Genomic DNA, 20,671 nt, shown 5'->3' with positions numbered 1-20,671 from the left:
GATAACAGAGGGCCCTGCAGCCCTCTCGGGGGCGCGGGGAACGGCGCGACAAGCCCCCACTCATCCGCACGCGCCCCACCACCGCCCCCACTCCGCCCGCCCTCATCAACCCGAACTGGCAGACCAGGGCCCTACAGCCCCCTAGGGGCGCGGGGAACGGCGCGACAAGCCCCCACCCATCCGCACGCGCCCCACCACCGCCCCCACTCCGCCCGCCCTCATCAACCCGAACTGGCAGACCAGGGCCCTACAGCCCTCCCAGGGGCGCGGGGAACGGCGCGACAAGCCCCCACCCACCCGCACGCAACCCACCACCGCCCCCACCCGCACGCAACCCACCACCGCCCCCACCCCACTCGGCCCTCATCAATACGCACAAGCGGGACAAAACTCCTACGCTCATCTCATGTCAGAGGTGTACGCAACCCGCCGAGCCCGGCTCAGGGAACGCTGCAACGCGGCCGGCACCGCGGCAGCGCTCATCTCCCGCCCGGCCAACGTGCGCTACCTGGCGGGCGCCGCCCCCCAGGGCGCAGTCCTGCTCCTCGGCAAATGCCAGAACCTGCTGGTGTGCGCCGTTCCGCCGGACGACCGGCCCGCGGAGGGCCGCCCCGACGAGTCCCTGGCGCTGCACATCCTCCCCGACCCCGGGGGCGACGCCGCCGTGGCAGCCGCCGACCTCGCCGAAGGCCAGGGCGCCGAATCCCTCGCGGTGGAGGAACACCACCTCACCGTCGCCCGCCACAGAGCCCTCTCCTCCGTCGCCCCGAAGCTGCGCCTCGTCGACCTCGGCGCGGCCGTGGAGCAGCTCAGGGTCGTCAAGGACGAGGAAGAGATCTCCTGCCTGCGGATCGGCGCCGAGATCGCCGACCAGGCGCTCGGCGAGCTGCTGGAGTCGATCCTGGTCGGCCGCACCGAGCGGCACCTCGCCCTGGAGCTGGAGCGGCGCCTGGTCGACCACGGCGCCGACGGGCCCGCGTTCCCGACCTCCGTGGCCACCGGGCCGCACTCCGGCCGCCGCGGCCACCGCCCCACCGACCGCCGCGTGGAGGAAGGCGACTTCCTCTCCGTCTGCCTGGGTGCCACCTACCGCGGATACCGCTGCGAGATCGGCCGCACCTTCGTCATCGGCACCTCGCCCGCCGACTGGCAGATCGAGCTCTACGACCTCGTCTTCGCCGCTCAGCGCGCCGGGCGCGAGTCCCTGGCGCCCGGTGCCGCCTACCGTGACGTCGACCGCGCGGCACGCCAGGTACTGGACTCCGCGGGCTATGCGGAAGCCCTCCCACCGCTGACCGGACACGGCGTCGGACTCGAAATCGACGAGGACCCGCAGCTGGCCCCCGCGGCCATGGGTAAACTGGACGCTTGCGTGCCGGTCACCGTCGAACCGGGGGTTCACCTCCCGGGCCGGGGCGGCGTCCGGATCGATGACACGCTCGTCGTACGCCCCGAGGCGGACGGCGGACCCGAGCTACTCACCATCACGACCAAGGAGCTGCTCGCGCTCTAGCCTCGCGCTGTGCGCCTGCCCCGGCGTCGTACGTCAGTCCAGGAGATTCCGCAACCGTGGCTTCCACGAACGACCTCAAGAACGGCATGGTGCTCAAGCTCGAAGGCGGCCAGCTCTGGTCCGTCGTCGAGTTCCAGCACGTCAAGCCCGGCAAGGGCCCGGCCTTCGTGCGCACCAAGCTGAAGAACGTGCTGTCCGGCAAGGTGGTCGACAAGACCTTCAACGCCGGCGTCAAGGTCGAGACCGCCACTGTCGACAAGCGCGACATGCAGTTCTCGTACATGGACGGCGAGTACTTCGTCTTCATGGACATGGAGACCTACGACCAGCTGCACATCGACCGGAAGGCCGTCGGCGACGCCGCGAACTTCCTGATCGAAGGCTTCACCGCCACCGTGGCCCGGCACGAGGGCGAGGTGCTCTTCGTCGAGCTCCCGGCCGCCGTCGAGCTGACCATCGCCGAGACCGAGCCGGGTGTCCAGGGCGACCGCTCCACCGGTGGCACCAAGCCCGCCGTCCTGGAGACCGGCCACCAGATCAACGTCCCGCTCTTCATCACCACCGGCGAGAAGATCAAGGTCGACACCCGTACCAGCGACTACCTCGGCCGGGTGAACAGCTAACCGTGGCTGCTCGCAACACGGCCCGCAAGCGCGCCTTCCAGATCCTCTTCGAGGGCGACCAGCGCGGCGCCGACGTCCTGACGGTCCTCGCGGACTGGATCCGGCTGTCCCGGGCCGACACCCGGCAGCCGCCCGTGAGCGAGTACACGATGCAGCTGGTCGAGGGCTACGCGGCATACGCGAAGCGCATCGACGAGCTGATCGCCCAGTACGCCGTGGGCTGGACGCTCGACCGTATGCCGGTCGTCGACCGCAACCTCCTGCGCCTGGGTGCCTACGAGCTGATCTGGGTGGACGAGACTCCGGACGCCGTCGTCCTGGACGAGATGGTGCAGCTGGCGAAGGAATTCTCCACGGACGAGTCCCCCTCGTTCGTCAACGGCCTCCTGGGCCGTCTGAAGGAGCTGAAGCCTTCGCTGCGCCGCGCGTAGCGGAACCTTCGCTGCGCCGCGCGTAGCGGACAAGGGGCGCCGGGAACCGCGGCGGCCGGGCGACCACGGGTCGCCCATGGCCGTCCGCGCGGTTCCCGGCGCCCCTTTCGGCGTTTCCCGGCACGGCATGGACAAGCCGCCGGGCCGCAAAAAGAACACCGCCGGGGTGGCCGGAACCGTACGGTTCCGGCCACCCCGGCGGCACGTTTCTGCTGTGGTGCTGAGCGGGCTCAGGCCTCTTCGTGCGTGGCCACGGCGCGGCGTGCGTCCGCGTCCAGGACACCCCAGCTGATCAGCTGCTCGGTGAGAACCGAGGGGGACTGGTCGTAGATGACGGCCAGTGTGCGCAGGTCGTCCTGGCGGATCGACAGCACCTTGCCGTTGTAGTCGCCGCGCTGCGACTGGATCGTAGCCGCGTACCGCTGCAGGGGGCCTGCCTTCTCGGCCGGCACGGTGGCCAGCCGCTCCAGGTCCAGGACCAGCTTCGGCGGCGGCTCGGCGGCGCCGCCCGGAGTGGTGCCCGGCAGCAGCTCCTGCACCGGAACCCCATAGAAATCGGCCAGCTCGGCCAGGCGCTGTACGGTCACGGCGCGGTCACCGCGCTCGTACGAACCGACCACCACGGCCTTCCAGCGACCCTGTGACTTCTCCTCGACACCGTGGAGGGAAAGGCCCTGCTGGGTGCGGATGGCCCGGAGCTTGGCCCCGAGCTGTTTGGCGTATTCGCTGGACATATAGCTCCCCGGACACTGTGTCGACGCGGTCGGTTGGGTTTTCCGCCGCGCGGCTGGTAACTCACTGTGAGGTTACGCAGCGTGACTCTTGTGCGTCAAGCCGAATGGTCCACACCGACTCTTCCGTGGTAGTGGCACCTGATTGCGCCGAGTGGGTGATCGTGGCCCGTCGGGGACCTGCTACGGTGGATGGCGCAAATCCGACGTCCTTTAAGGTCCGTCCCGTGAGGCGGAGAAGGAGGTCCGTTTCGTATGGACACGCACGCGAACCCGAACCCGTATGCGTCCGATGCGCGGCCCGTTCTGGAGGGCCCCGACATCGCACGAGTACTGACCCGTATCGCCCACGAGATCGTCGAGCGCGCCAAGGGCGCCGACGACGTGGTGCTCCTCGGCATTCCGACCCGGGGTGTCTTCCTCGCCCAGCGGCTCGCCGCCAAGCTGGAGCAGGTCACCGACCGCAAGGTCCCCGTCGGCTCGCTCGACATCACCATGTACCGCGACGACCTGCGCATGCACCCGCCGCGTGCGCTGGCCCGCACCGAGATCCCCGGTGACGGCATCGACGGCCGCCTGGTCGTCCTCGTCGACGACGTCCTCTTCTCGGGGCGCACCATCCGCGCCGCCCTCGACGCCCTGAACGACATCGGGCGCCCGCGCGCGGTCCAGCTCGCGGTCCTGGTCGACCGCGGCCACCGCGAACTGCCCATCCGTGCGGACTACGTCGGCAAGAACCTCCCCACGTCGCTGCGGGAGACGGTCAAGGTCCAGCTCGCCGAGGAGGACGGTCGCGACACCGTGCTGCTCGGTGTGAAGCCGGCCGACCAGTAGCAAGCCGGGCGCGCACGGCCGCTTCGGCATGCCGGCACACGCCCCGCTTTGCCTCAATCCTCCCGAATGAACTGCCTTACGGAGCCTGACAGATGCAGCGTCATCTCATCTCGGCCGCCGACCTCACCCGCGACGACGCCGTCCTGATCCTCGACACCGCCGAGGAGATGGCCCGGGTCGCCGACCGGCCGATCAAGAAACTGCCGACCCTGCGCGGCCGCACGATCGTCAACCTCTTCTTCGAGGACTCCACCCGCACCCGGATCTCCTTCGAGGCTGCCGAGAAGCGGCTGTCCGCGGACGTCATCAACTTCACCGCCAAGGGCTCCAGCGTGTCCAAGGGCGAGTCCCTGAAGGACACCGCCCAGACCCTGGAGGCCATGGGCGTCGACGCCGTCGTCATCCGGCACGGTGCCTCCGGGGCCCCCTACCGCCTGGCCACCTCCGGCTGGATCGACGCCGCCGTGGTCAACGCGGGCGACGGCACCCACCAGCACCCCACCCAGGCCCTCCTGGACGCCTTCACCATGCGCCGCCGGCTCGTCGGCAGGGACGCCGGCCTCGGCCAGGACCTGTCCGGCAAGCGGATCACCATCGTCGGCGACGTGCTGCACAGCCGGGTCGCCCGCTCCAACGTGGACCTGCTGCACACCCTCGGCGCCGAGGTCACCCTGGTCGCCCCGCCCACCCTGGTGCCGGTCGGCGTCGGGACCTGGCCGTGCGAGGTGTCGTACGACCTCGACAGCACACTGCCCAAGTCCGATGCCGTGATGATGCTCCGCGTCCAGCGCGAGCGCATGAACGCCGCCTTCTTCCCGACCGAGCGCGAGTACTCGCGGCGCTACGGCCTCGATGGCGACCGCATGGCGAAGATGCCCGAGCACGCCATCGTCATGCACCCCGGCCCGATGGTCCGCGGCATGGAGATCACCGCCGAGGTCGCCGACTCCGAGCGCTGCACCGTCGTCGAGCAGGTCGCCAACGGGGTCTCCATCCGGATGGCCGTCCTGTACCTGCTGCTGGGCGGCAACGAGCCCGCCGTCACCCACACCCGTACCGAGGAGAAGTAAGACCCATGAGCAAGATCCTGATCCGTGGTGCGAAGGTGCTCGGCGGTGAGCCGCAGGACGTGCTGATCGACGGCGAGACCATCGCCGAGGTGGGCACGGACCTCGGCGCGGAGGGCGCCGAGGTGATCGAGGCCGGCGGCAAGGTGCTGCTCCCGGGCCTGGTCGACCTGCACACCCATCTGCGCGAGCCGGGCCGCGAGGACTCCGAGACCGTGCTCACCGGGACCCGGGCGGCGGCGAGCGGCGGCTACACCGCGGTCTTCGCCATGGCCAACACCTTCCCGGTGGCCGACACCGCCGGTGTGGTCGAGCAGGTCTGGCGGCTCGGCCAGGAGCACGGCTACTGCGATGTGCAGCCCATCGGCGCCGTCACGGTCGGCCTGGAGGGCCGCAAGCTCGCCGAGCTGGGCGCCATGCACGAGTCCGCCGCCGGGGTCACGGTCTTCTCCGACGACGGCAAGTGCGTGGACGACGCCGTGATCATGCGCCGTGCGCTGGAGTACGTGAAGGCCTTCGGCGGCGTGGTCGCCCAGCACGCGCAGGAGCCGCGGCTGACCGAGGGCGCCCAGATGAACGAGGGTGTCGTCTCCGCCGAGCTGGGCCTGGGCGGCTGGCCGGCCGTCGCCGAGGAGTCGGTCATCGCCCGGGACGTCCTGCTCGCCGAGCACGTCGGCTCACGCGTCCACATCTGCCACCTGTCGACCGCCGGGTCCGTCGAGATCGTCCGCTGGGCCAAGTCCCGCGGCATCGACGTCACCGCCGAGGTCACCCCGCACCACCTGCTCCTCACCGACGAACTGGTGCGCACCTACAACCCGGTCTACAAGGTGAACCCGCCGCTGCGCACCGAGCGGGACGTGCACGCCCTGCGCGAGGCGCTCGCCGACGGCACGATCGACATCGTCGCCACCGACCACGCCCCGCACCCGCACGAGGACAAGGACTGCGAGTGGGCCGCGGCGGCCATGGGCATGGTCGGCCTGGAGACCGCGTTGTCAGTGGTCCAGGAGACCATGGTCGACACGGGCCTGCTGGACTGGGCCGGCATCGCCGACCGGATGTCCTTCAGGCCCGCGCAGATCGGACAGGCCACCGGACACGGCCGTCCCGTCTCGGCTGGTGAGCCCGCCAACCTCACCCTTGTCGACACGGCATACCGTGGCCAGGTGGACCCCGCGGGCTTCGCCTCGCGCAGCCGCAACACCCCGTACGAGGGACGCGAGCTGCCGGGCCGTGTCACCCACACGTGGCTGCGGGGCAAGGCGACGCTCGTCGACGGGAAGCTCACGTGACACCTGTAATCCTGCTGGCCGAAGCCAAGAAGTCGGCCGAGGTCACCGACTGGGGAGCCCGAATCGGCTGGCTCGTCGGCCTCGCTCTCTTCGTCGCGCTCGTCTACTGGCTGATGCGCGAGGGCTGGAAGTGGCGCGGCACCCTCCAGGGCGATCTGCCCGAGCTGCCCACCGTGCCGGACGAGACCGGCCCGGCGACACTGAGCATGAGCGGCCGCTACCACGGCTCCACCACCGCCGGGCAGTGGCTGGACCGCATCGTGGCCCGAGGCCTCGGCACCCGCAGCCGGGCCGAGCTCACCCTGACGGACGCGGGCCTGGAGGTCGTACGCCCCGGGGCGGCCGACTTCTTCGTGCCGGCCGCCGCGCTGCGCGGGGCCCGGCTCGACAAGGGCATCGCCGGCAAGGTCCTCACCGAGGGCGGACTGCTGGTGGTGACCTGGGCCCACGGGGACAAGCTGATCGACTCCGGCTTCCGCTCCGACCACGCGGCCGAGCACACCGAATGGGTCGACACCCTGAACCAGATGATCAACGACACGGAAGGCGCACGATGACGACCTCCACCAGGGGAGCCGCCAAGGTTCCCGCCGTACTCGTCCTGGAGGACGGCCGCACCTTCCGCGGCCGCGCCTACGGGGCCGTGGGGGAGACCTTCGGCGAGGCCGTGTTCTCCACCGGCATGACCGGCTACCAGGAGACCCTGACCGACCCGTCGTACGACCGCCAGATCGTCGTCGCGACCGCCCCGCAGATCGGCAACACCGGCTGGAACGACGAGGACGACGAGTCCCGCCGCATCTGGGTCTCCGGCTACGTCGTGCGCGACCCCGCGCGCGTGCCCTCCAACTGGCGCGCCAAGCGCTCCCTGGACGACGAGCTGGTCGCCCAGGGCGTGGTCGGCATCTCCGGGATCGACACCCGCGCCCTCACCCGCCACCTGCGCGAGCGCGGCTCGATGCGCGCCGGCATCTTCTCCGGCGAGACGATCGCTCCCGAGACCGAGCTGGTGGAGCGCGTGCAGGCCCAGCCGCACATGAAGGGCGCGAGCCTCTACGAGGAGGTCGCCACCAAGGAGGCGTACGTCGTCCCCGCGGTCGGCGAGAAGAAGTTCACCGTCGCGGCGATCGACCTCGGCATCAAGGGCATGACGCCGCACCGCATGGCCGAGCGCGGCATCGAGGTGCATGTCCTGCCGGCCACCGCCACCGCCGACGAGATCTACGCCGTCGCCCCGGACGGGGTCTTCTTCTCCAACGGCCCCGGCGACCCGGCGACCGCCGACGGCCCGGTCGCGCTGATGACCGCCGTCCTGGAGCGCAGGACGCCGCTGTTCGGCATCTGCTTCGGCAACCAGATCCTCGGCCGCGCCCTCGGCTTCGGCACCTACAAGCTGAAGTACGGCCACCGGGGCATCAACCAGCCGGTCCAGGACCGTACGACCGGCAAGGTCGAGGTCACCGCGCACAACCACGGCTTCGCCGTCGACGCGCCGCTCGACCAGGTCAGCGAGACCAAGTTCGGCCGCGCCGAGGTCTCGCACGTCTGCCTGAACGACAACGTCGTGGAGGGGCTGCAGCTGCTCGACCAGCCGGCCTTCTCCGTCCAGTACCACCCCGAAGCGGCAGCGGGCCCGCACGATGCCGCCTACCTGTTCGACCGCTTCGTATCCCTGATGGAGGGCCAGCGTGCCTAAGCGCACCGATATCCAGTCCGTCCTGGTCATCGGCTCCGGCCCGATCGTCATCGGCCAGGCCGCCGAGTTCGACTACTCCGGCACCCAGGCGTGCCGCATCCTGCGCGCCGAGGGCCTGCGGGTCGTCCTGGTCAACTCCAACCCGGCGACGATCATGACCGACCCGGAGATCGCCGACGCCACCTATGTCGAGCCGATCACCCCCGAGTTCGTCGAGAAGATCATCGCCAAGGAGCGCCCCGACGCCCTGCTGCCCACCCTGGGCGGCCAGACGGCCCTGAACACCGCCATCTCGCTGCACGAGAACGGCGTGCTGGAGAAGTACGGCGTCGAGCTGATCGGCGCCAAGCCCGAGGCGATCCACAAGGGCGAGGACCGCGAGCTGTTCAAGGCCGTGGTGGAAGCCGTCCGCGCCAAGATCGGGTACGGCGAGTCCGCCCGCTCGGTGATCTGCCACTCCATGGACGACGTCCTGCAGGGCGTCGAGACCCTCGGCGGCTACCCGGTCGTCGTCCGCCCGTCCTTCACCATGGGCGGCGCCGGTTCCGGCTTCGCCCACGACGAGGAGGAGCTGCGGCGCATCGCGGGGCAGGGCCTCACCCTCTCGCCGACCACCGAGGTGCTCCTGGAGGAGTCCATCCTCGGCTGGAAGGAGTACGAGCTGGAGCTGATGCGCGACAAGCACGACAACGTCGTGGTCGTCTGCTCCATCGAGAACTTCGACCCCATGGGCGTGCACACCGGTGACTCGATCACCGTCGCACCCTCGATGACGCTGACCGACCGCGAGTACCAGATCCTGCGGGACATCGGGATCGCCGTCATCCGCGAGGTCGGCGTCGACACCGGCGGCTGCAACATCCAGTTCGCGGTGAACCCCGAGGACGGTCGCGTGATCGTCATCGAGATGAACCCGCGCGTCTCGCGGTCCTCGGCGCTCGCCTCCAAGGCCACCGGCTTCCCGATCGCGAAGATTGCCGCGAAGCTGGCCGTCGGCTACACGCTGGACGAGATCCCGAACGACATCACGCAGGAGACGCCGGCCTCCTTCGAGCCCACGCTCGACTATGTGGTCGTCAAGGCCCCTCGCTTCGCATTCGAGAAGTTCCCGCAGGCCGATTCCACGCTGACCACCACCATGAAGTCGGTCGGCGAGGCCATGGCCATCGGCCGCAACTTCACCGAGGCCCTCCAGAAGGCGCTGCGCTCGCTGGAGAAGAAGGGCAGCCAGTTCACCTTCGTCGGCGAGCCGGGTGCCGCCGGGGACAAGGACGCGCTGCTGCGCGAGGCCGTGCGCCCCACCGACGGCCGCATCAACACGGTCATGCAGGCCATCCGCGCGGGCGCCACGCCCGAGGAGGTCTTCGAGTACACGAAGATCGACCCCTGGTTCGTGGACCAGCTCTTCCTGATCAAGGAGATCGCGGACGAGCTGGCCGAGGCGCCCGAGCTGACCGCCGACCTGCTCGCCGAGGCCAAGCGGCACGGCTTCTCCGACCAGCAGATCGGCGAGATCCGCGGCCTGCGCGAGGACGTCGTCCGCGAGGTCCGGCACGCCCTCGGCATCCGCCCGGTCTTCAAGACGGTCGACACCTGCGCCGCCGAGTTCGCCGCGAAGACGCCGTACTTCTACTCCTCCTACGACGAGGAGAGCGAGGTCGCGCCGCGCGAGAAGCCCGCGGTGATCATCCTGGGCTCCGGCCCGAACCGCATCGGCCAGGGCATCGAGTTCGACTACTCCTGCGTGCACGCCTCCTTCGCGCTCTCGGACGCCGGGTACGAGACCGTGATGGTCAACTGCAACCCGGAGACCGTCTCCACGGACTACGACACCTCCGACCGCCTGTACTTCGAGCCGCTGACGCTGGAAGACGTGCTGGAGATCGTCCACGCGGAGTCCCTCGCCGGCCCGGTCGCGGGCGTGGTCGTGCAGCTCGGCGGCCAGACCCCGCTGGGCCTCGCGCAGGCCCTGAAGGACAACGGCGTGCAGATCGTGGGCACCCCGCCCGAGGCGATCCACGCCGCCGAGGACCGCGGCGCCTTCGGCCGTGTCCTCGCGGAGGCCGGCCTGCCCGCGCCGAAGCACGGCACCGCGACCACCTTCGCCGGGGCCAAGGCCATCGCCGACGAGATCGGCTACCCGGTCCTGGTCCGGCCGTCCTACGTCCTCGGCGGGCGCGGCATGGAGATCGTCTACGACGAGACCCGCCTCGCCTCCTACATCGCCGAGTCGACCGAGATCAGCCCCTCCCGGCCCGTCCTCGTCGACCGGTTCCTGGACGACGCCATCGAGATCGACGTCGATGCCCTCTACGACGGCGAGGAGCTGTACCTCGGCGGCGTCATGGAGCACATCGAGGAGGCCGGCATCCACTCCGGCGACTCGGCGTGCGCCCTGCCCCCGATCACGCTGGGCGGCTTCGACATCAAGCGGCTGCGGGCCTCCACCGAGGCCATCGCCAAGGGCGTCGGCGTGCGCGGCCTGATCAACATCCAGTTCGCGATGGCGGGCGACATCCTCTACGTCCTGGAGGCCAACCCGCGCGCCTCCCGCACCGTCCCCTTCACCTCGAAGGCGACCGCGGTGCCGCTGGCCAAGGCCGCCGCCCGGATCTCGCTCGGCGCGAGCATCGCCGAGCTGCGCGCCGAGGGCCTGCTGCCGCGGACCGGCGACGGCGGCGAGCTGCCGCTGGACGCGCCGATCTCCGTCAAGGAGGCCGTCATGCCCTGGTCGCGCTTCCGCGACATCCAGGGCCGCGGCGTCGACACCGTCCTCGGCCCGGAGATGCGCTCCACCGGCGAGGTCATGGGCATCGACTCCGTCTTCGGCACGGCGTACGCCAAGTCGCAGGCCGGGGCCTACGGCCCGCTGCCCACCAAGGGCCGCGCGTTCATCTCGGTCGCCAACCGGGACAAGCGCTCGATGATCTTCCCGGCCCGGGAGCTGGTCGCGCACGGCTTCGAGCTGCTCGCCACCTCCGGCACGGCCGAGGTCCTCAAGCGCAACGGCATCAACGCCACGGTCGTGCGCAAGCAGTCCGAGGGCACCGGTCCGAACGGCGAGCGGACCATCGTCCAGCTCATCCACGACGGCGAGGTCGACCTCATCGTCAACACCCCGTACGGCACCGGCGGCCGCCTCGACGGCTACGACATCCGTACGGCGGCCGTGGCGCGCTCCGTGCCCTGCCTGACGACCGTCCAGGCACTGGCCGCGGCCGTCCAGGGCATCGACGCCCTCAACCACGGTGACGTGGGCGTCCGCTCGCTCCAGGAACACGCGGAACACCTGACCGCGGCCCGCGACTAGCAGCCCCGAGGGGGACACCGGAAACGGTGTCCCCCTCGGCATGAGGACACCATGTACAAGATCTTCTTCAACCTCGTCTTCCGCCGCATGGACCCCGAGAAGGCCCACCACCTGGCCTTCCGCTGGATCCGCCTCACGGTCCGCGTCCCCGTGCTGCGCACCTTCGTCGCGGCCGCCCTCGCGCCCCGCCACAAGGAACTGCGCACCGAGGCCTTCGGGCTGCGCATGCACGGTCCCTTCGGGCTGGCCGCCGGCTTCGACAAGAACGCGGTCGCCATCGACGGCATGTCGATGCTGGGCTTCGACCACGTCGAGATCGGCACGGTCACCGGCGAGGCCCAGCCCGGCAACCCCAGGAAGCGGCTGTTCCGGCTCGTCGCCGACCGGGCGCTGATCAATCGTATGGGCTTCAACAACGACGGATCCCTGGCGGTCGCCGCGCGCCTCGCCTCCCGCGAACCCGTCTTCAAGACGGTCGTCGGCGTCAACATCGGCAAGACCAAGGTCGTCCCGGAGGCGGAGGCCGTCGGCGACTACGTGAAGTCCGCGGAGCGGCTCGCCCCGTACGCCGACTACCTGGTCGTGAACGTCTCCTCGCCCAACACGCCCGGCCTGCGCAATCTGCAGGCCACCGAGGCGCTGCGCCCGCTGCTCACCGCCGTGCGCGAGGCCGCCGACCGTACGGTCGCCAACCGGCGCGTCCCGCTGCTGGTGAAGATCGCGCCCGACCTCGCGGACGAGGACGTCGACGCGGTCGCCGACCTGGCCGTGGAGCTGGGTCTGGACGGCATCATCGCCACCAACACCACCATTGCGCGCGACGGCCTCGGGCTGACATCCGAACCCTCGCTGGTGAAGGAGGCCGGCGGGCTCTCCGGCGCGCCCCTCAAGGCCCGCTCCCTGGAGGTCCTGCGCCGTCTGTACGCCCGCGTGGGCGACCGGATCACCCTGGTGGGTGTCGGCGGCATCGAGACCGCCGAGGACGCCTGGCAGCGCATCCTGGCCGGCGCCACGCTGGTCCAGGGCTACAGCGCCTTCATCTACGAGGGTCCCTTCTGGTGCCGCGCGATCCACAAGGGCCTCGCCGCGCGCCTGCGCACCAGCCCCTACGCCACCCTCGCCGACGCGGTCGGCGCCGACGTGAGGAAGCCCGCATGACCTCGTACGAGCCCTTCGGTGCCCGGCTGCGCCGCTCGATGGACGAGCGCGGCCCGCTGTGCGTCGGCATCGACCCGCACGCCTCCCTGCTCGCCGAGTGGGGCCTGAACGACGACGTGGCCGGTCTGGAGCGGTTCAGCCGCACGGTCGTCGAGGCCGTGGCCGACCGGGTCGCCGTCATGAAGCCGCAGAGCGCCTTCTTCGAGCGTTTCGGCTCCCGCGGAGTCGCCGTCCTGGAGAAGACCGTCCAGGAGGCGCGCGCGGCCGGCACCCTCGTCGTGATGGACGCCAAGCGCGGCGACATCGGCTCGACCATGGCCGGGTACGCGGAGGCCTTCCTGCACAAGGACGCCCCGCTGTTCTCCGACGCCCTGACCGTCTCGCCCTACCTCGGCTACGGCTCCCTCAGCCCGGCCGTCGCGCTGGCCCGGGAGAGCGGTGCCGGGCTGTTCGTCCTGGCGCTGACGTCGAACCCGGAGGGCCCCGAGGTCCAGCACGCGGTCCGTGCCGACGGCCGCACCGTGGGCGCGACCATGCTGGCCCACCTCGCCGCCGAGAACGCGGGCGAGGAGCCGCTGGGCTCCTTCGGGGCGGTCGTCGGTGCCACGGTGGGCGACCTGTCGTCGTACGACCTCGACATCAACGGTCCGCTCCTCGCGCCCGGAGTCGGGGCCCAGGGGGCGACCCCGGCCGACCTTCCCAGGGTCTTCGGGGGCGCGGTGCGCAATGTCGTCCCGAACGTCAGCCGGGGCGTGCTGCGGCACGGTCCCGACGTCAAGGCGCTGCGCTCGGCCACGGAGCGCTTCGCGGAGGAGATCCGGACCGCCGTCACCGGGGGCTGAGATGTCCGCGGGGCGTCCCGGCGGGCGGTGTCGGGGCGGCTTGAGTGTGAATACATCCTCAAATCGAGGGCATTATGTCTCAAATGTCCGTCCTGGCGGCGGCTGACCAGTACTTTTCCGCTGTTCTCGCTGACTCTGGCGGACTTGCCCGCTAGTCTCCGAGCAGTGGGGGCACCTCCCGCGCCCCTCAAGGCAGTGGGGGAGAACGGGCAGCGTGTTGCTCGTAGCTCCCCAGGTGTGGGGCGACTAGGTTCCTCACCGGTCCGTATCCGACAGTTCGACATCCGAGGTGACGTAGGCGTGGCTCTTCCGCCCCTTACCCCTGAACAGCGCGCAGCCGCGCTCGAAAAGGCCGCCGCGGCTCGCCGGGAGCGGGCCGAGGTCAAGAATCGACTCAAGCACTCCGGCGCCTCCCTGCATGAGGTCATCAAGCAGGGCCAGGAGAACGACGTCATCGGCAAGATGAAGGTCTCCGCCCTGCTCGAGTCGCTGCCGGGCGTGGGCAAGGTCCGCGCCAAGCAGATCATGGAGCGTCTGGGCATCTCCGAGAGCCGCCGCGTGCGAGGTCTCGGTTCCAACCAGATCGCCTCCCTGGAGCGTGAGTTCGGCAGCACCGGCTCCTGAGTCCGGGCCCTGCCGGACCGGGCGTCCCGGGCACCCCGGGATTGCTGGAATAATCGCTGCATGAGCGAACGTCCGCGGCTGACCGTGCTCTCCGGCCCCTCGGGGGTCGGCAAGAGCACGGTCGTCGCCCATATGCGCAAGGAACACCCCGAGGTCTGGCTCTCGGTGTCGGCCACCACCCGCAGGCCGCGCCCCGGCGAGCAGCACGGAGTCCACTACTTCTTCGTCACCGACGAGGAGATGGACAAGCTGATCGCCAACGGTGAGCTGCTGGAGTGGGCCGAGTTCGCCGGCAACCGCTACGGCACGCCCCGCGCGGCCGTGCTGGAGCGGCTGGAGAACGGCGAGCCCGTGCTGCTGGAGATCGACCTCCAGGGCGCCCGGCAGGTCCGTGAGTCCATGTCCGACGCTCAGCTGGTGTTCCTCGCTCCGCCCTCCTGGGAGGAGCTGGTGCGCAGGCTGACCGGCCGGGGGACCGAGCCGCCCGAGGTCATCGAGCGCCGCCTGGAGGCGGCCAGGACCGAGCTGGCGGCCGAGCCGGAGTTCGACGTGACCTTGGTCAACACCTCCGTCGAGGACGTGGCGAGCGAGCTGCTAGCCTTGATGGACGTTGTGTGATCGTTGCCGTGCTGCACGCAGGTGCACACAGGGCGGCCACACCAACTGATTCTTTCCCATCCATCGGAAGGTAGAGCGTGTCCTCTTCCATCACCGCGCCCGAGGGCATCATCAACCCGCCGATCGACGAGCTTCTCGAGGCCACCGACTCGAAGTACAGCCTCGTGATCTATGCGGCCAAGCGTGCCCGCCAGATCAACGCGTACTACTCGCAGCTCGGCGAGGGCCTCCTCGAGTACGTCGGTCCGCTCGTCGACACCCACGTGCACGAGAAGCCGCTCTCGATCGCCCTGCGTGAGATCAACGCGGGTCTGCTGACCTCCGAGGCCATTGAGGGCCCGGCCCAGTAGTACTTTCAGATCGCAGTTGCTTTATCCACAGGCCCGGCAGTGTCTCTGCCGGGCCTGTGGTGTGTGATGGAACCGCACGTTGCCGAGCCGGGGAGAGACGGTGGACAAGCCCAAGGTCGTTCTGGGGGTCAGTGGCGGTATCGCCGCGTACAAGGCCTGTGAGCTGCTGAGAAGGCTCACGGAGTCGGGTCATGACGTGCGTGTGGTGCCCACCGCCTCCGCGCTGCACTTCGTCGGCGCCGCGACCTGGTCCGCCCTCTCGGGCAACCCGGTCTCCACCGAGGTCTGGGACGACGTCCACCAGGTCCCGCACGTCCGCATCGGCCAGCAGGCCGACCTGGTCGTGGTGGCCCCGGCGACCGCCGACATGCTCGCCAAGGCGGCCCACGGCCTCGCCGACGACCTGCTGACCAACACGCTCCTCACCGCCCGCTGCCCGGTCGTCTTCGCCCCCGCGATGCACACCGAGATGTGGGAGCACCCCGCCACCCAGGAGAACGTGGCCACGCTGCGCCGCCGTGGCGCCGTCGTCATCGAGCCCGCCGTCGGCCGTCTCACCGGCGTCGACACCGGCAAGGGCCGCCTGCCCGACCCGGCGGAGATCTTCGAGGTCTGCCGCCGGGTGCTGGCCCGGGGCGTCCGAGAGCCCGACCTGCGGGGCCGGCACGTCGTCGTCTCGGCCGGCGGCACGCGCGAGCCCCTCGACCCTGTCCGCTTCCTCGGCAACCGCTCCTCCGGCAAGCAGGGCTACGCCCTCGCCCGCACGGCCGCGGCCCGCGGCGCCCGGGTGACCCTGATCGCGGCCAACGCCGGCCTGCCGGACCCGGCCGGTGTCGACGTCGTACACGTGGGCACTGCTGTTCAACTGCGCGAAGCGGTGCTGAAGGCCGCGGCGGACGCGGACGCCGTCGTGATGGCCGCCGCGGTGGCCGACTTCCGACCGTCGGCGTACGCGGCCGGGAAGATCAAGAAGAAGGACGGCCAGGAACCCGACCCGATCGTGCTGGTGCGGAACCCGGACGTCCTCGCGGAGATCTCGGCCGAGCGCGCGCGTCACGGACAGGTCGTCGTCGGGTTCGCCGCCGAGACCGACGACGTCCTCGCCAACGGTCGCGCCAAACTGGCCCGCAAGGGCTGTGACCTGCTCGTGGTGAACGAGGTGGGGGAACGCAAGACCTTCGGTTCCGAGGAGAACGAGGCTGTCGTGCTGGGCGCCGACGGCAGCGAGACCCCCGTGCCGCACGGTCCGAAGGAAGCCCTCGCCGACACCGTCTGGGACCTGGTGGCCGCCCGGCTGGGCTGATCGGGTTGCCGCCGTCCGGGGCGAAATGTTTCGGCCGTTCGACGGGCCTTTCCTGCGCGGCGATGTCGCGTGGTGCCCCCTGGCCAAGGTCAGCGGCATTGTGCAGAATGCCCGTGCCGCAGGTCACAGCGCTCCCGAGAGGCGAGACGGGTGGGCCGGCGGCACGGTGCGACCCGTAAACTGTTCTCGGACGCGGCCAGGCGCAGCCCTGTGCCCGTCCGCAAATGATCAGCCAGCAGCCGCTGCAACCCCAGGGAGCGTTGTGTCCCGTCGCCTGTTCACCTCGGAGTCCGTGACCGAGGGTCACCCCGACAAGATCGCTGACCAGATCAGCGACACCATTCTCGACGCGCTTCTGCGCGAGGACCCGACCTCCCGGGTCGCCGTCGAAACCCTGATCACCACCGGCCTGGTCCACGTGGCCGGCGAGGTCACGACCAAGACCTACGCGGACATCGCGACCCTGGTCCGCACCAAGATCCTCGAGATCGGCTACGACTCCTCGAAGAAGGGCTTCGACGGCGCCTCCTGCGGCGTCTCGGTGTCGATCGGCGCGCAGTCGCCCGACATCGCCCAGGGTGTCGACTCGGCCTACGAGACCCGGGTCGAGGGCGACGACGACGAGCTGGACCGCCAGGGCGCGGGCGACCAGGGCCTGATGTTCGGCTACGCCAGCGACGAGACGCCGACCCTGATGCCGCTGCCGATCTTCCTGGCGCACCGCCTGTCCAAGCGGCTGTCCGAGGTCCGCAAGAACGGCACCATCCCCTACCTGCGCCCGGACGGCAAGACGCAGGTCACCATCGAGTACGACGGCGACAAGGCCGTCCGCCTCGACACCGTGGTCGTCTCCTCGCAGCACGCCAGCGACATCGACCTGGAGTCCCTGCTGGCCCCCGACATCCGCGAGTTCGTCGTCGAGCCCGAGCTGAAGGCGCTCCTGGACGACGGCATCAAGCTGGACACCGAGGGCTACCGCCTGCTGGTCAACCCGACCGGCCGCTTCGAGATCGGCGGCCCGATGGGCGACGCCGGCCTGACCGGCCGCAAGATCATCATCGACACCTACGGCGGCATGGCCCGCCACGGCGGCGGCGCCTTCTCCGGCAAGGACCCGTCCAAGGTCGACCGCTCCGCCGCGTACGCGATGCGCTGGGTCGCCAAGAACGTCGTGGCGGCCGGTCTGGCCTCCCGCTGCGAGGTCCAGGTCGCCTACGCCATCGGCAAGGCCGAGCCGGTCGGTCTGTTCGTGGAGACCTTCGGCACGGCCAAGGTCGACGCCGAGAAGATCGAGAAGGCGATCGACGAGGTCTTCGACCTCCGTCCGGCCGCCATCATCCGCGACCTCGACCTGCTCCGCCCGATCTACGCCCAGACGGCGGCGTACGGCCACTTCGGCCGCGAGCTGCCCGACTTCACCTGGGAGCGCACGGACCGCGTGGACGCCCTGCGCAAGGCCGTGGGTCTGTAAGCCCGGTACGGCTTCGGCAAGCCCGCCAGGGCTCCTGCGGCCCGGTACGGCTTCGGTAAGTCCGATAGGGCTGCTGCGGCCCGGTACGGCTTCGGTAAGTCCGATAGGGCTGCTGCGGCCCGGTACGGCTTCTCGTCGAGGCCCGGTTCCCTTCGGGGGCCGGGCCTCGACGTGTCCCGTCCGGGTCTTCCGGCGTCCTTCGACGACCCCGGGCAGGGCCCGGAAGCAGGTCGCCGCGGGGGACCGCCGGCCGGTACGCCGGCGATCTCCCGGTGCGCCGGCTGCGGCTACCGCGGTGGAGCGCGCCTGCTTCGGTGGAGCGCGCTCCGCGCGCGGTGAATGCGGAATGTGCTCACCGCCGTCGAACGGATCTCGGAGAAGGGCGTCCGTCCGGCGCGAAGGACACGGGTACTTCCGGGTGCCCCCTCGCGGGTTCGGACCCTGCTGCCGGCCGAGCGGCGGACCGGCATGGCCGAGCGGCGGACCGGCATGGCCGAGCGGCCCGAGGCAGAAGCGCCGAACGGCACCCCGCTGCCGGCCCGGATCTCGGGCGGGCGCCGGCGGCCGGCTCGTTTGTCAGTGGCGTTTGGTAAGAATGCAAGCGTGAGCAGCGAGAACGGGCAGGGGGACGGCGGGGCCGACGGGGCGCCGCCGGAACAGCTCGCGCTCATCCGGGAGAGTGTGCGCGGTGCCAAGGTGCCCCGGGCCAAGCCGCGCACCTGGCGGGGGGCCGCCCTCGCCAAGGAGCGGCCGGTCGCGCGCGTGCTCGTGGACAAGGGCGTGCTCCACCTCGACCGGTACTTCGACTACGCCGTACCCGAGGAGCTGGACGCCGAGGCGCAGCCCGGGGTCAGGGTGCGGGTGCGGTTCGGGGCGGGGCGGCACCGGGTGCGCGAAGGGCGCCGCGAGGGCGGCGGGCTCATCGACGGGTTCCTCATCGAGCGGCGGGACGAGTCCGACTACTCCGGGCCGCTGGCCGCCCTCGCCCAGGTCGTGTCACCCGAGCCCGTGCTGAGCGAGGAACTGCTGGGGCTCGCGCGGGCCGTCGCCGACCGGTACGCCGGAAGCCTCGCCGACGTGCTCCAGCTGGCCGTGCCACCGCGCAGCGCCCGTGCCGAGCGGCGGCCGTCGCCCGCGCCCCTGTCGCCCCCGCCCGCGCCGGACGCCGGGTCCTGGGCGCGGTACGAGCACGGCGGCGCCTTCCTGGAGTCGCTGGCCTCCGGAGGCGCCCCCAGGGCCGTGTGGAACGCCCTGCCGGGACCGCTGTGGGGCGAGGAGCTGGCCCGGTCCGTCGCCGCGACGCTCGCCTCGGGACGCGGCGCGCTCGTCGTCGTACCGGACGGGCGGGCCGCCACGCGGGTCGACGCCGCGCTCACCGCGCTGCTCGGCGAGGGCCGGCATGTGGTGCTCACCGCGGACGCCGGCCCCGAGAAGCGGTACGCGCAGTGGCTCGCGGTGCGACGGGGGGCGGTACGGGCCGTGGTCGGAACACGGGCGGCCATGTTCGCTCCCGTGCAGGACCTCGGGCTCGTCGCCGTCTGGGACGACGGGGACGACAGCCACAGCGAGCAGCACGCTCCTCAGCCGCACGCGCGCGATGTGCTGCTGCTGCGTGCCGCGCTGGACAAGTGTGCCTTCCTGGCGGGGGGTTGGAGCTGCACCGTCGAAGCCGCCCAGCTCGTGGAGAGCGGTTGGGCGCGGCCCCTGGCCGCCGGGCGGGAGCAGGTGCGGCGGGCCGCGCCCCTGGTACGCACCGTGGGGGACGACGACCTCGCCCGCGACGAGGCCGCACGCGCCGCCCGGCTGCCCACCCTCGCCTGGCAGGCGGTCCGCGAGGGGCTGCAGCACGGGCCGGTGCTGGTCCAGGTGCCCCGGCGCGGCTACGTACCGCGCCTGGCCTGTGCGCAGTGCCGGGCGCCCGCGCGGTGCCGGCACTGCGCCGGACCGCTGCAGGCACAGGACGCGGGCGATTTGCGGTGCGACTGGTGCGGGCGCGAGGAGGGCGCCTGGCACTGCGCCGAGTGCGGGGGCTTCCGGCTGCGGGCGCAGGTGGTCGGCGCGCGCCGGACCGCCGAGGAGCTGGGGCGGGCCTTTCCCGCCGTACCGGTGCGCACCTCGGGGCGTGAGCATGTCCTGGACACCGTGCCGGGCACGCCCGCCCTGGTCGTGAGCACTCCGGGCGCCGAGCCCGTCGCCGAGGGCGGTTACGCCGCCGCCCTGCTGCTGGACGGCTGGGCCATGCTCGGGCGGCCCGACCTGAGGGCCGGTGAGGACGCGTTGCGGCGGTGGATCGCGGCCGGGGCGCTGGTGCGGCCGCAGTCGGAGCGCGGCACCGTGGTCGTCGTGGCCGAGCCGACCCTCAGGCCCGTGCAGGCGCTGGTGCGGTGGGACCCCGTGGGTCATGCCGTGCGTGAGCTGGCCGAGCGGGCCGAACTGGGGTTCCCGCCGGTGTCGCGGATGGCGGCCGTGTCCGGGGTGCCGACGGCTGTCGCCGAGTTCCTGGGCGCGGTCGAACTGCCGCCGGACGCCGAAGTGTTGGGGCCTGTGCCGGTGCCGCCCACGCTGCCCGGCCGGGCGCGCAGACCCGGCGCGCCGCCTCCCGGGGAGCACTGGGAGCGGGCGCTCGTCCGGGTGCCGCCCGGCAGCGGCGCCACGCTGGCCGCGGCCCTGAAGACCGCCCATGCAGCGCGGATGGCACGGGGGAGCGGGGAGCCTGTGCGGGTACGGATCGATCCGCCGGACATCGGTTGACGGAAGCCCCCGGGGTCGACCTGGCGACGCCGTTGCCGTTGTTGTTGCCGTTGC

The 20,671-nt window shown here is 71.2% G+C and carries 18 protein-coding genes; 17 read left to right on the top strand and 1 reads right to left on the bottom strand.

Annotated elements, in window-relative coordinates; translation table 11 throughout:
• The first annotated feature begins 406 nt into the window (after nt 1–406).
• Genes ACZ7P3_RS32290 through nusB form a run of 3 tightly spaced genes read left to right on the top strand, consistent with a single transcriptional unit; the run spans nt 407 to nt 2,567 of the window.
• Nucleotides 407–1,513 carry an aminopeptidase P family protein gene (locus ACZ7P3_RS32290; protein ID WP_472087046.1) on the top strand — a complete coding sequence of 369 codons (1,107 nt, stop codon included), beginning with the start codon at nt 407–409 and terminating at the stop codon, nt 1,511–1,513.
• A 56-nt stretch (nt 1,514–1,569) separates the two neighbouring features.
• Nucleotides 1,570–2,136: an elongation factor P gene (gene efp, locus ACZ7P3_RS32285; RefSeq protein WP_472087045.1), complete on the top strand. Its 567-nt coding sequence runs from the start codon at nt 1,570–1,572 to the stop codon at nt 2,134–2,136.
• Between the two features lie 2 nt (nt 2,137–2,138).
• Nucleotides 2,139–2,567 carry a transcription antitermination factor NusB gene (nusB, locus tag ACZ7P3_RS32280; RefSeq protein ID WP_472087044.1) on the top strand — a complete coding sequence of 143 codons (429 nt, stop codon included), beginning with the start codon at nt 2,139–2,141 and terminating at the stop codon, nt 2,565–2,567.
• A gap of 230 nt (nt 2,568–2,797) precedes the next feature.
• On the opposite strand, the gene bldD is transcribed toward nusB, so the two are convergent.
• Entirely contained in the window at nt 2,798–3,301 is a 504-nt protein-coding gene (bldD, locus tag ACZ7P3_RS32275) for a transcriptional regulator BldD (protein ID WP_014671524.1), read from the bottom strand.
• A 252-nt stretch (nt 3,302–3,553) separates the two neighbouring features.
• On the opposite strand from bldD, the gene pyrR reads away from it, so the two are divergent.
• The 14 genes from pyrR (at nt 3,554) to ACZ7P3_RS32205 (ending at nt 20,617) form a co-directional block, all read left to right on the top strand.
• Nucleotides 3,554–4,132: a bifunctional pyr operon transcriptional regulator/uracil phosphoribosyltransferase PyrR gene (pyrR, locus tag ACZ7P3_RS32270; RefSeq protein WP_472087042.1), complete on the top strand. Its 579-nt coding sequence runs from the start codon at nt 3,554–3,556 to the stop codon at nt 4,130–4,132.
• Nucleotides 4,133–4,224: 92 nt separating this feature from the next.
• Nucleotides 4,225–5,202, top strand: coding sequence for an aspartate carbamoyltransferase catalytic subunit (locus tag ACZ7P3_RS32265; protein ID WP_472087041.1), 978 nt, complete (start codon nt 4,225–4,227; stop codon nt 5,200–5,202).
• A 5-nt stretch (nt 5,203–5,207) separates the two neighbouring features.
• The gene (locus tag ACZ7P3_RS32260) at nt 5,208–6,494 is read left to right on the top strand and encodes a dihydroorotase (RefSeq protein WP_472087040.1); all 1,287 of its coding nucleotides are present in this window, start codon (nt 5,208–5,210) and stop codon (nt 6,492–6,494) included.
• Nucleotides 6,491–7,051 (top strand): PH-like domain-containing protein, encoded by a 561-nt coding sequence (locus tag ACZ7P3_RS32255; protein WP_472087039.1) that lies wholly within the window; start codon nt 6,491–6,493, stop codon nt 7,049–7,051. Before ACZ7P3_RS32260 ends, ACZ7P3_RS32255 begins: the two co-directional genes overlap by 4 nt.
• On the top strand, nt 7,048–8,190 hold the full coding sequence (gene carA / locus ACZ7P3_RS32250) for a glutamine-hydrolyzing carbamoyl-phosphate synthase small subunit (RefSeq protein WP_472087038.1): 1,143 nt from the start codon (nt 7,048–7,050) through the stop codon (nt 8,188–8,190). Before ACZ7P3_RS32255 ends, carA begins: the two co-directional genes overlap by 4 nt.
• Nucleotides 8,183–11,500: a carbamoyl-phosphate synthase large subunit gene (gene carB, locus ACZ7P3_RS32245; protein WP_472087037.1), complete on the top strand. Its 3,318-nt coding sequence runs from the start codon at nt 8,183–8,185 to the stop codon at nt 11,498–11,500. The genes carA and carB overlap by 8 nt, the downstream gene beginning before the upstream one ends.
• Before the next feature lie 51 nt (nt 11,501–11,551).
• Nucleotides 11,552–12,658: a quinone-dependent dihydroorotate dehydrogenase gene (locus ACZ7P3_RS32240; protein ID WP_472087036.1), complete on the top strand. Its 1,107-nt coding sequence runs from the start codon at nt 11,552–11,554 to the stop codon at nt 12,656–12,658.
• Complete coding sequence (gene pyrF / locus ACZ7P3_RS32235) at nt 12,655–13,500, top strand: orotidine-5'-phosphate decarboxylase (RefSeq protein WP_472087034.1); 846 nt, start codon at nt 12,655–12,657, stop codon at nt 13,498–13,500. Before ACZ7P3_RS32240 ends, pyrF begins: the two co-directional genes overlap by 4 nt.
• Nucleotides 13,501–13,800: 300 nt before the next feature.
• The gene (locus ACZ7P3_RS32230) at nt 13,801–14,124 is read left to right on the top strand and encodes an integration host factor (RefSeq protein ID WP_003977346.1); all 324 of its coding nucleotides are present in this window, start codon (nt 13,801–13,803) and stop codon (nt 14,122–14,124) included.
• A gap of 60 nt (nt 14,125–14,184) precedes the next feature.
• Nucleotides 14,185–14,742 carry a guanylate kinase gene (gene gmk, locus ACZ7P3_RS32225; RefSeq protein WP_472087033.1) on the top strand — a complete coding sequence of 186 codons (558 nt, stop codon included), beginning with the start codon at nt 14,185–14,187 and terminating at the stop codon, nt 14,740–14,742.
• 77 nt (nt 14,743–14,819) lie between these two features.
• Nucleotides 14,820–15,092 carry a DNA-directed RNA polymerase subunit omega gene (gene rpoZ, locus ACZ7P3_RS32220; RefSeq protein WP_005319902.1) on the top strand — a complete coding sequence of 91 codons (273 nt, stop codon included), beginning with the start codon at nt 14,820–14,822 and terminating at the stop codon, nt 15,090–15,092.
• Nucleotides 15,093–15,192: 100 nt separating this feature from the next.
• A complete protein-coding gene (gene coaBC, locus ACZ7P3_RS32215; protein ID WP_472087032.1) occupies nt 15,193–16,395 on the top strand; it encodes a bifunctional phosphopantothenoylcysteine decarboxylase/phosphopantothenate--cysteine ligase CoaBC in 1,203 nt (400 codons plus the stop codon).
• Between the two features lie 262 nt (nt 16,396–16,657).
• Nucleotides 16,658–17,866 carry a methionine adenosyltransferase gene (metK, locus tag ACZ7P3_RS32210; RefSeq protein ID WP_472087031.1) on the top strand — a complete coding sequence of 403 codons (1,209 nt, stop codon included), beginning with the start codon at nt 16,658–16,660 and terminating at the stop codon, nt 17,864–17,866.
• Nucleotides 17,867–18,469: 603 nt separating this feature from the next.
• Nucleotides 18,470–20,617 (top strand): primosomal protein N', encoded by a 2,148-nt coding sequence (locus ACZ7P3_RS32205; RefSeq protein WP_472087030.1) that lies wholly within the window; start codon nt 18,470–18,472, stop codon nt 20,615–20,617.
• Nucleotides 20,618–20,671: the final 54 nt, after the last annotated feature.

The organism is Streptomyces sp. NPDC107581 (genome assembly GCF_055657175.1).
The sequence above is the reverse complement of the archived record's forward strand: the minus strand, read 5'-3'. Positions and strand labels throughout refer to the sequence as shown.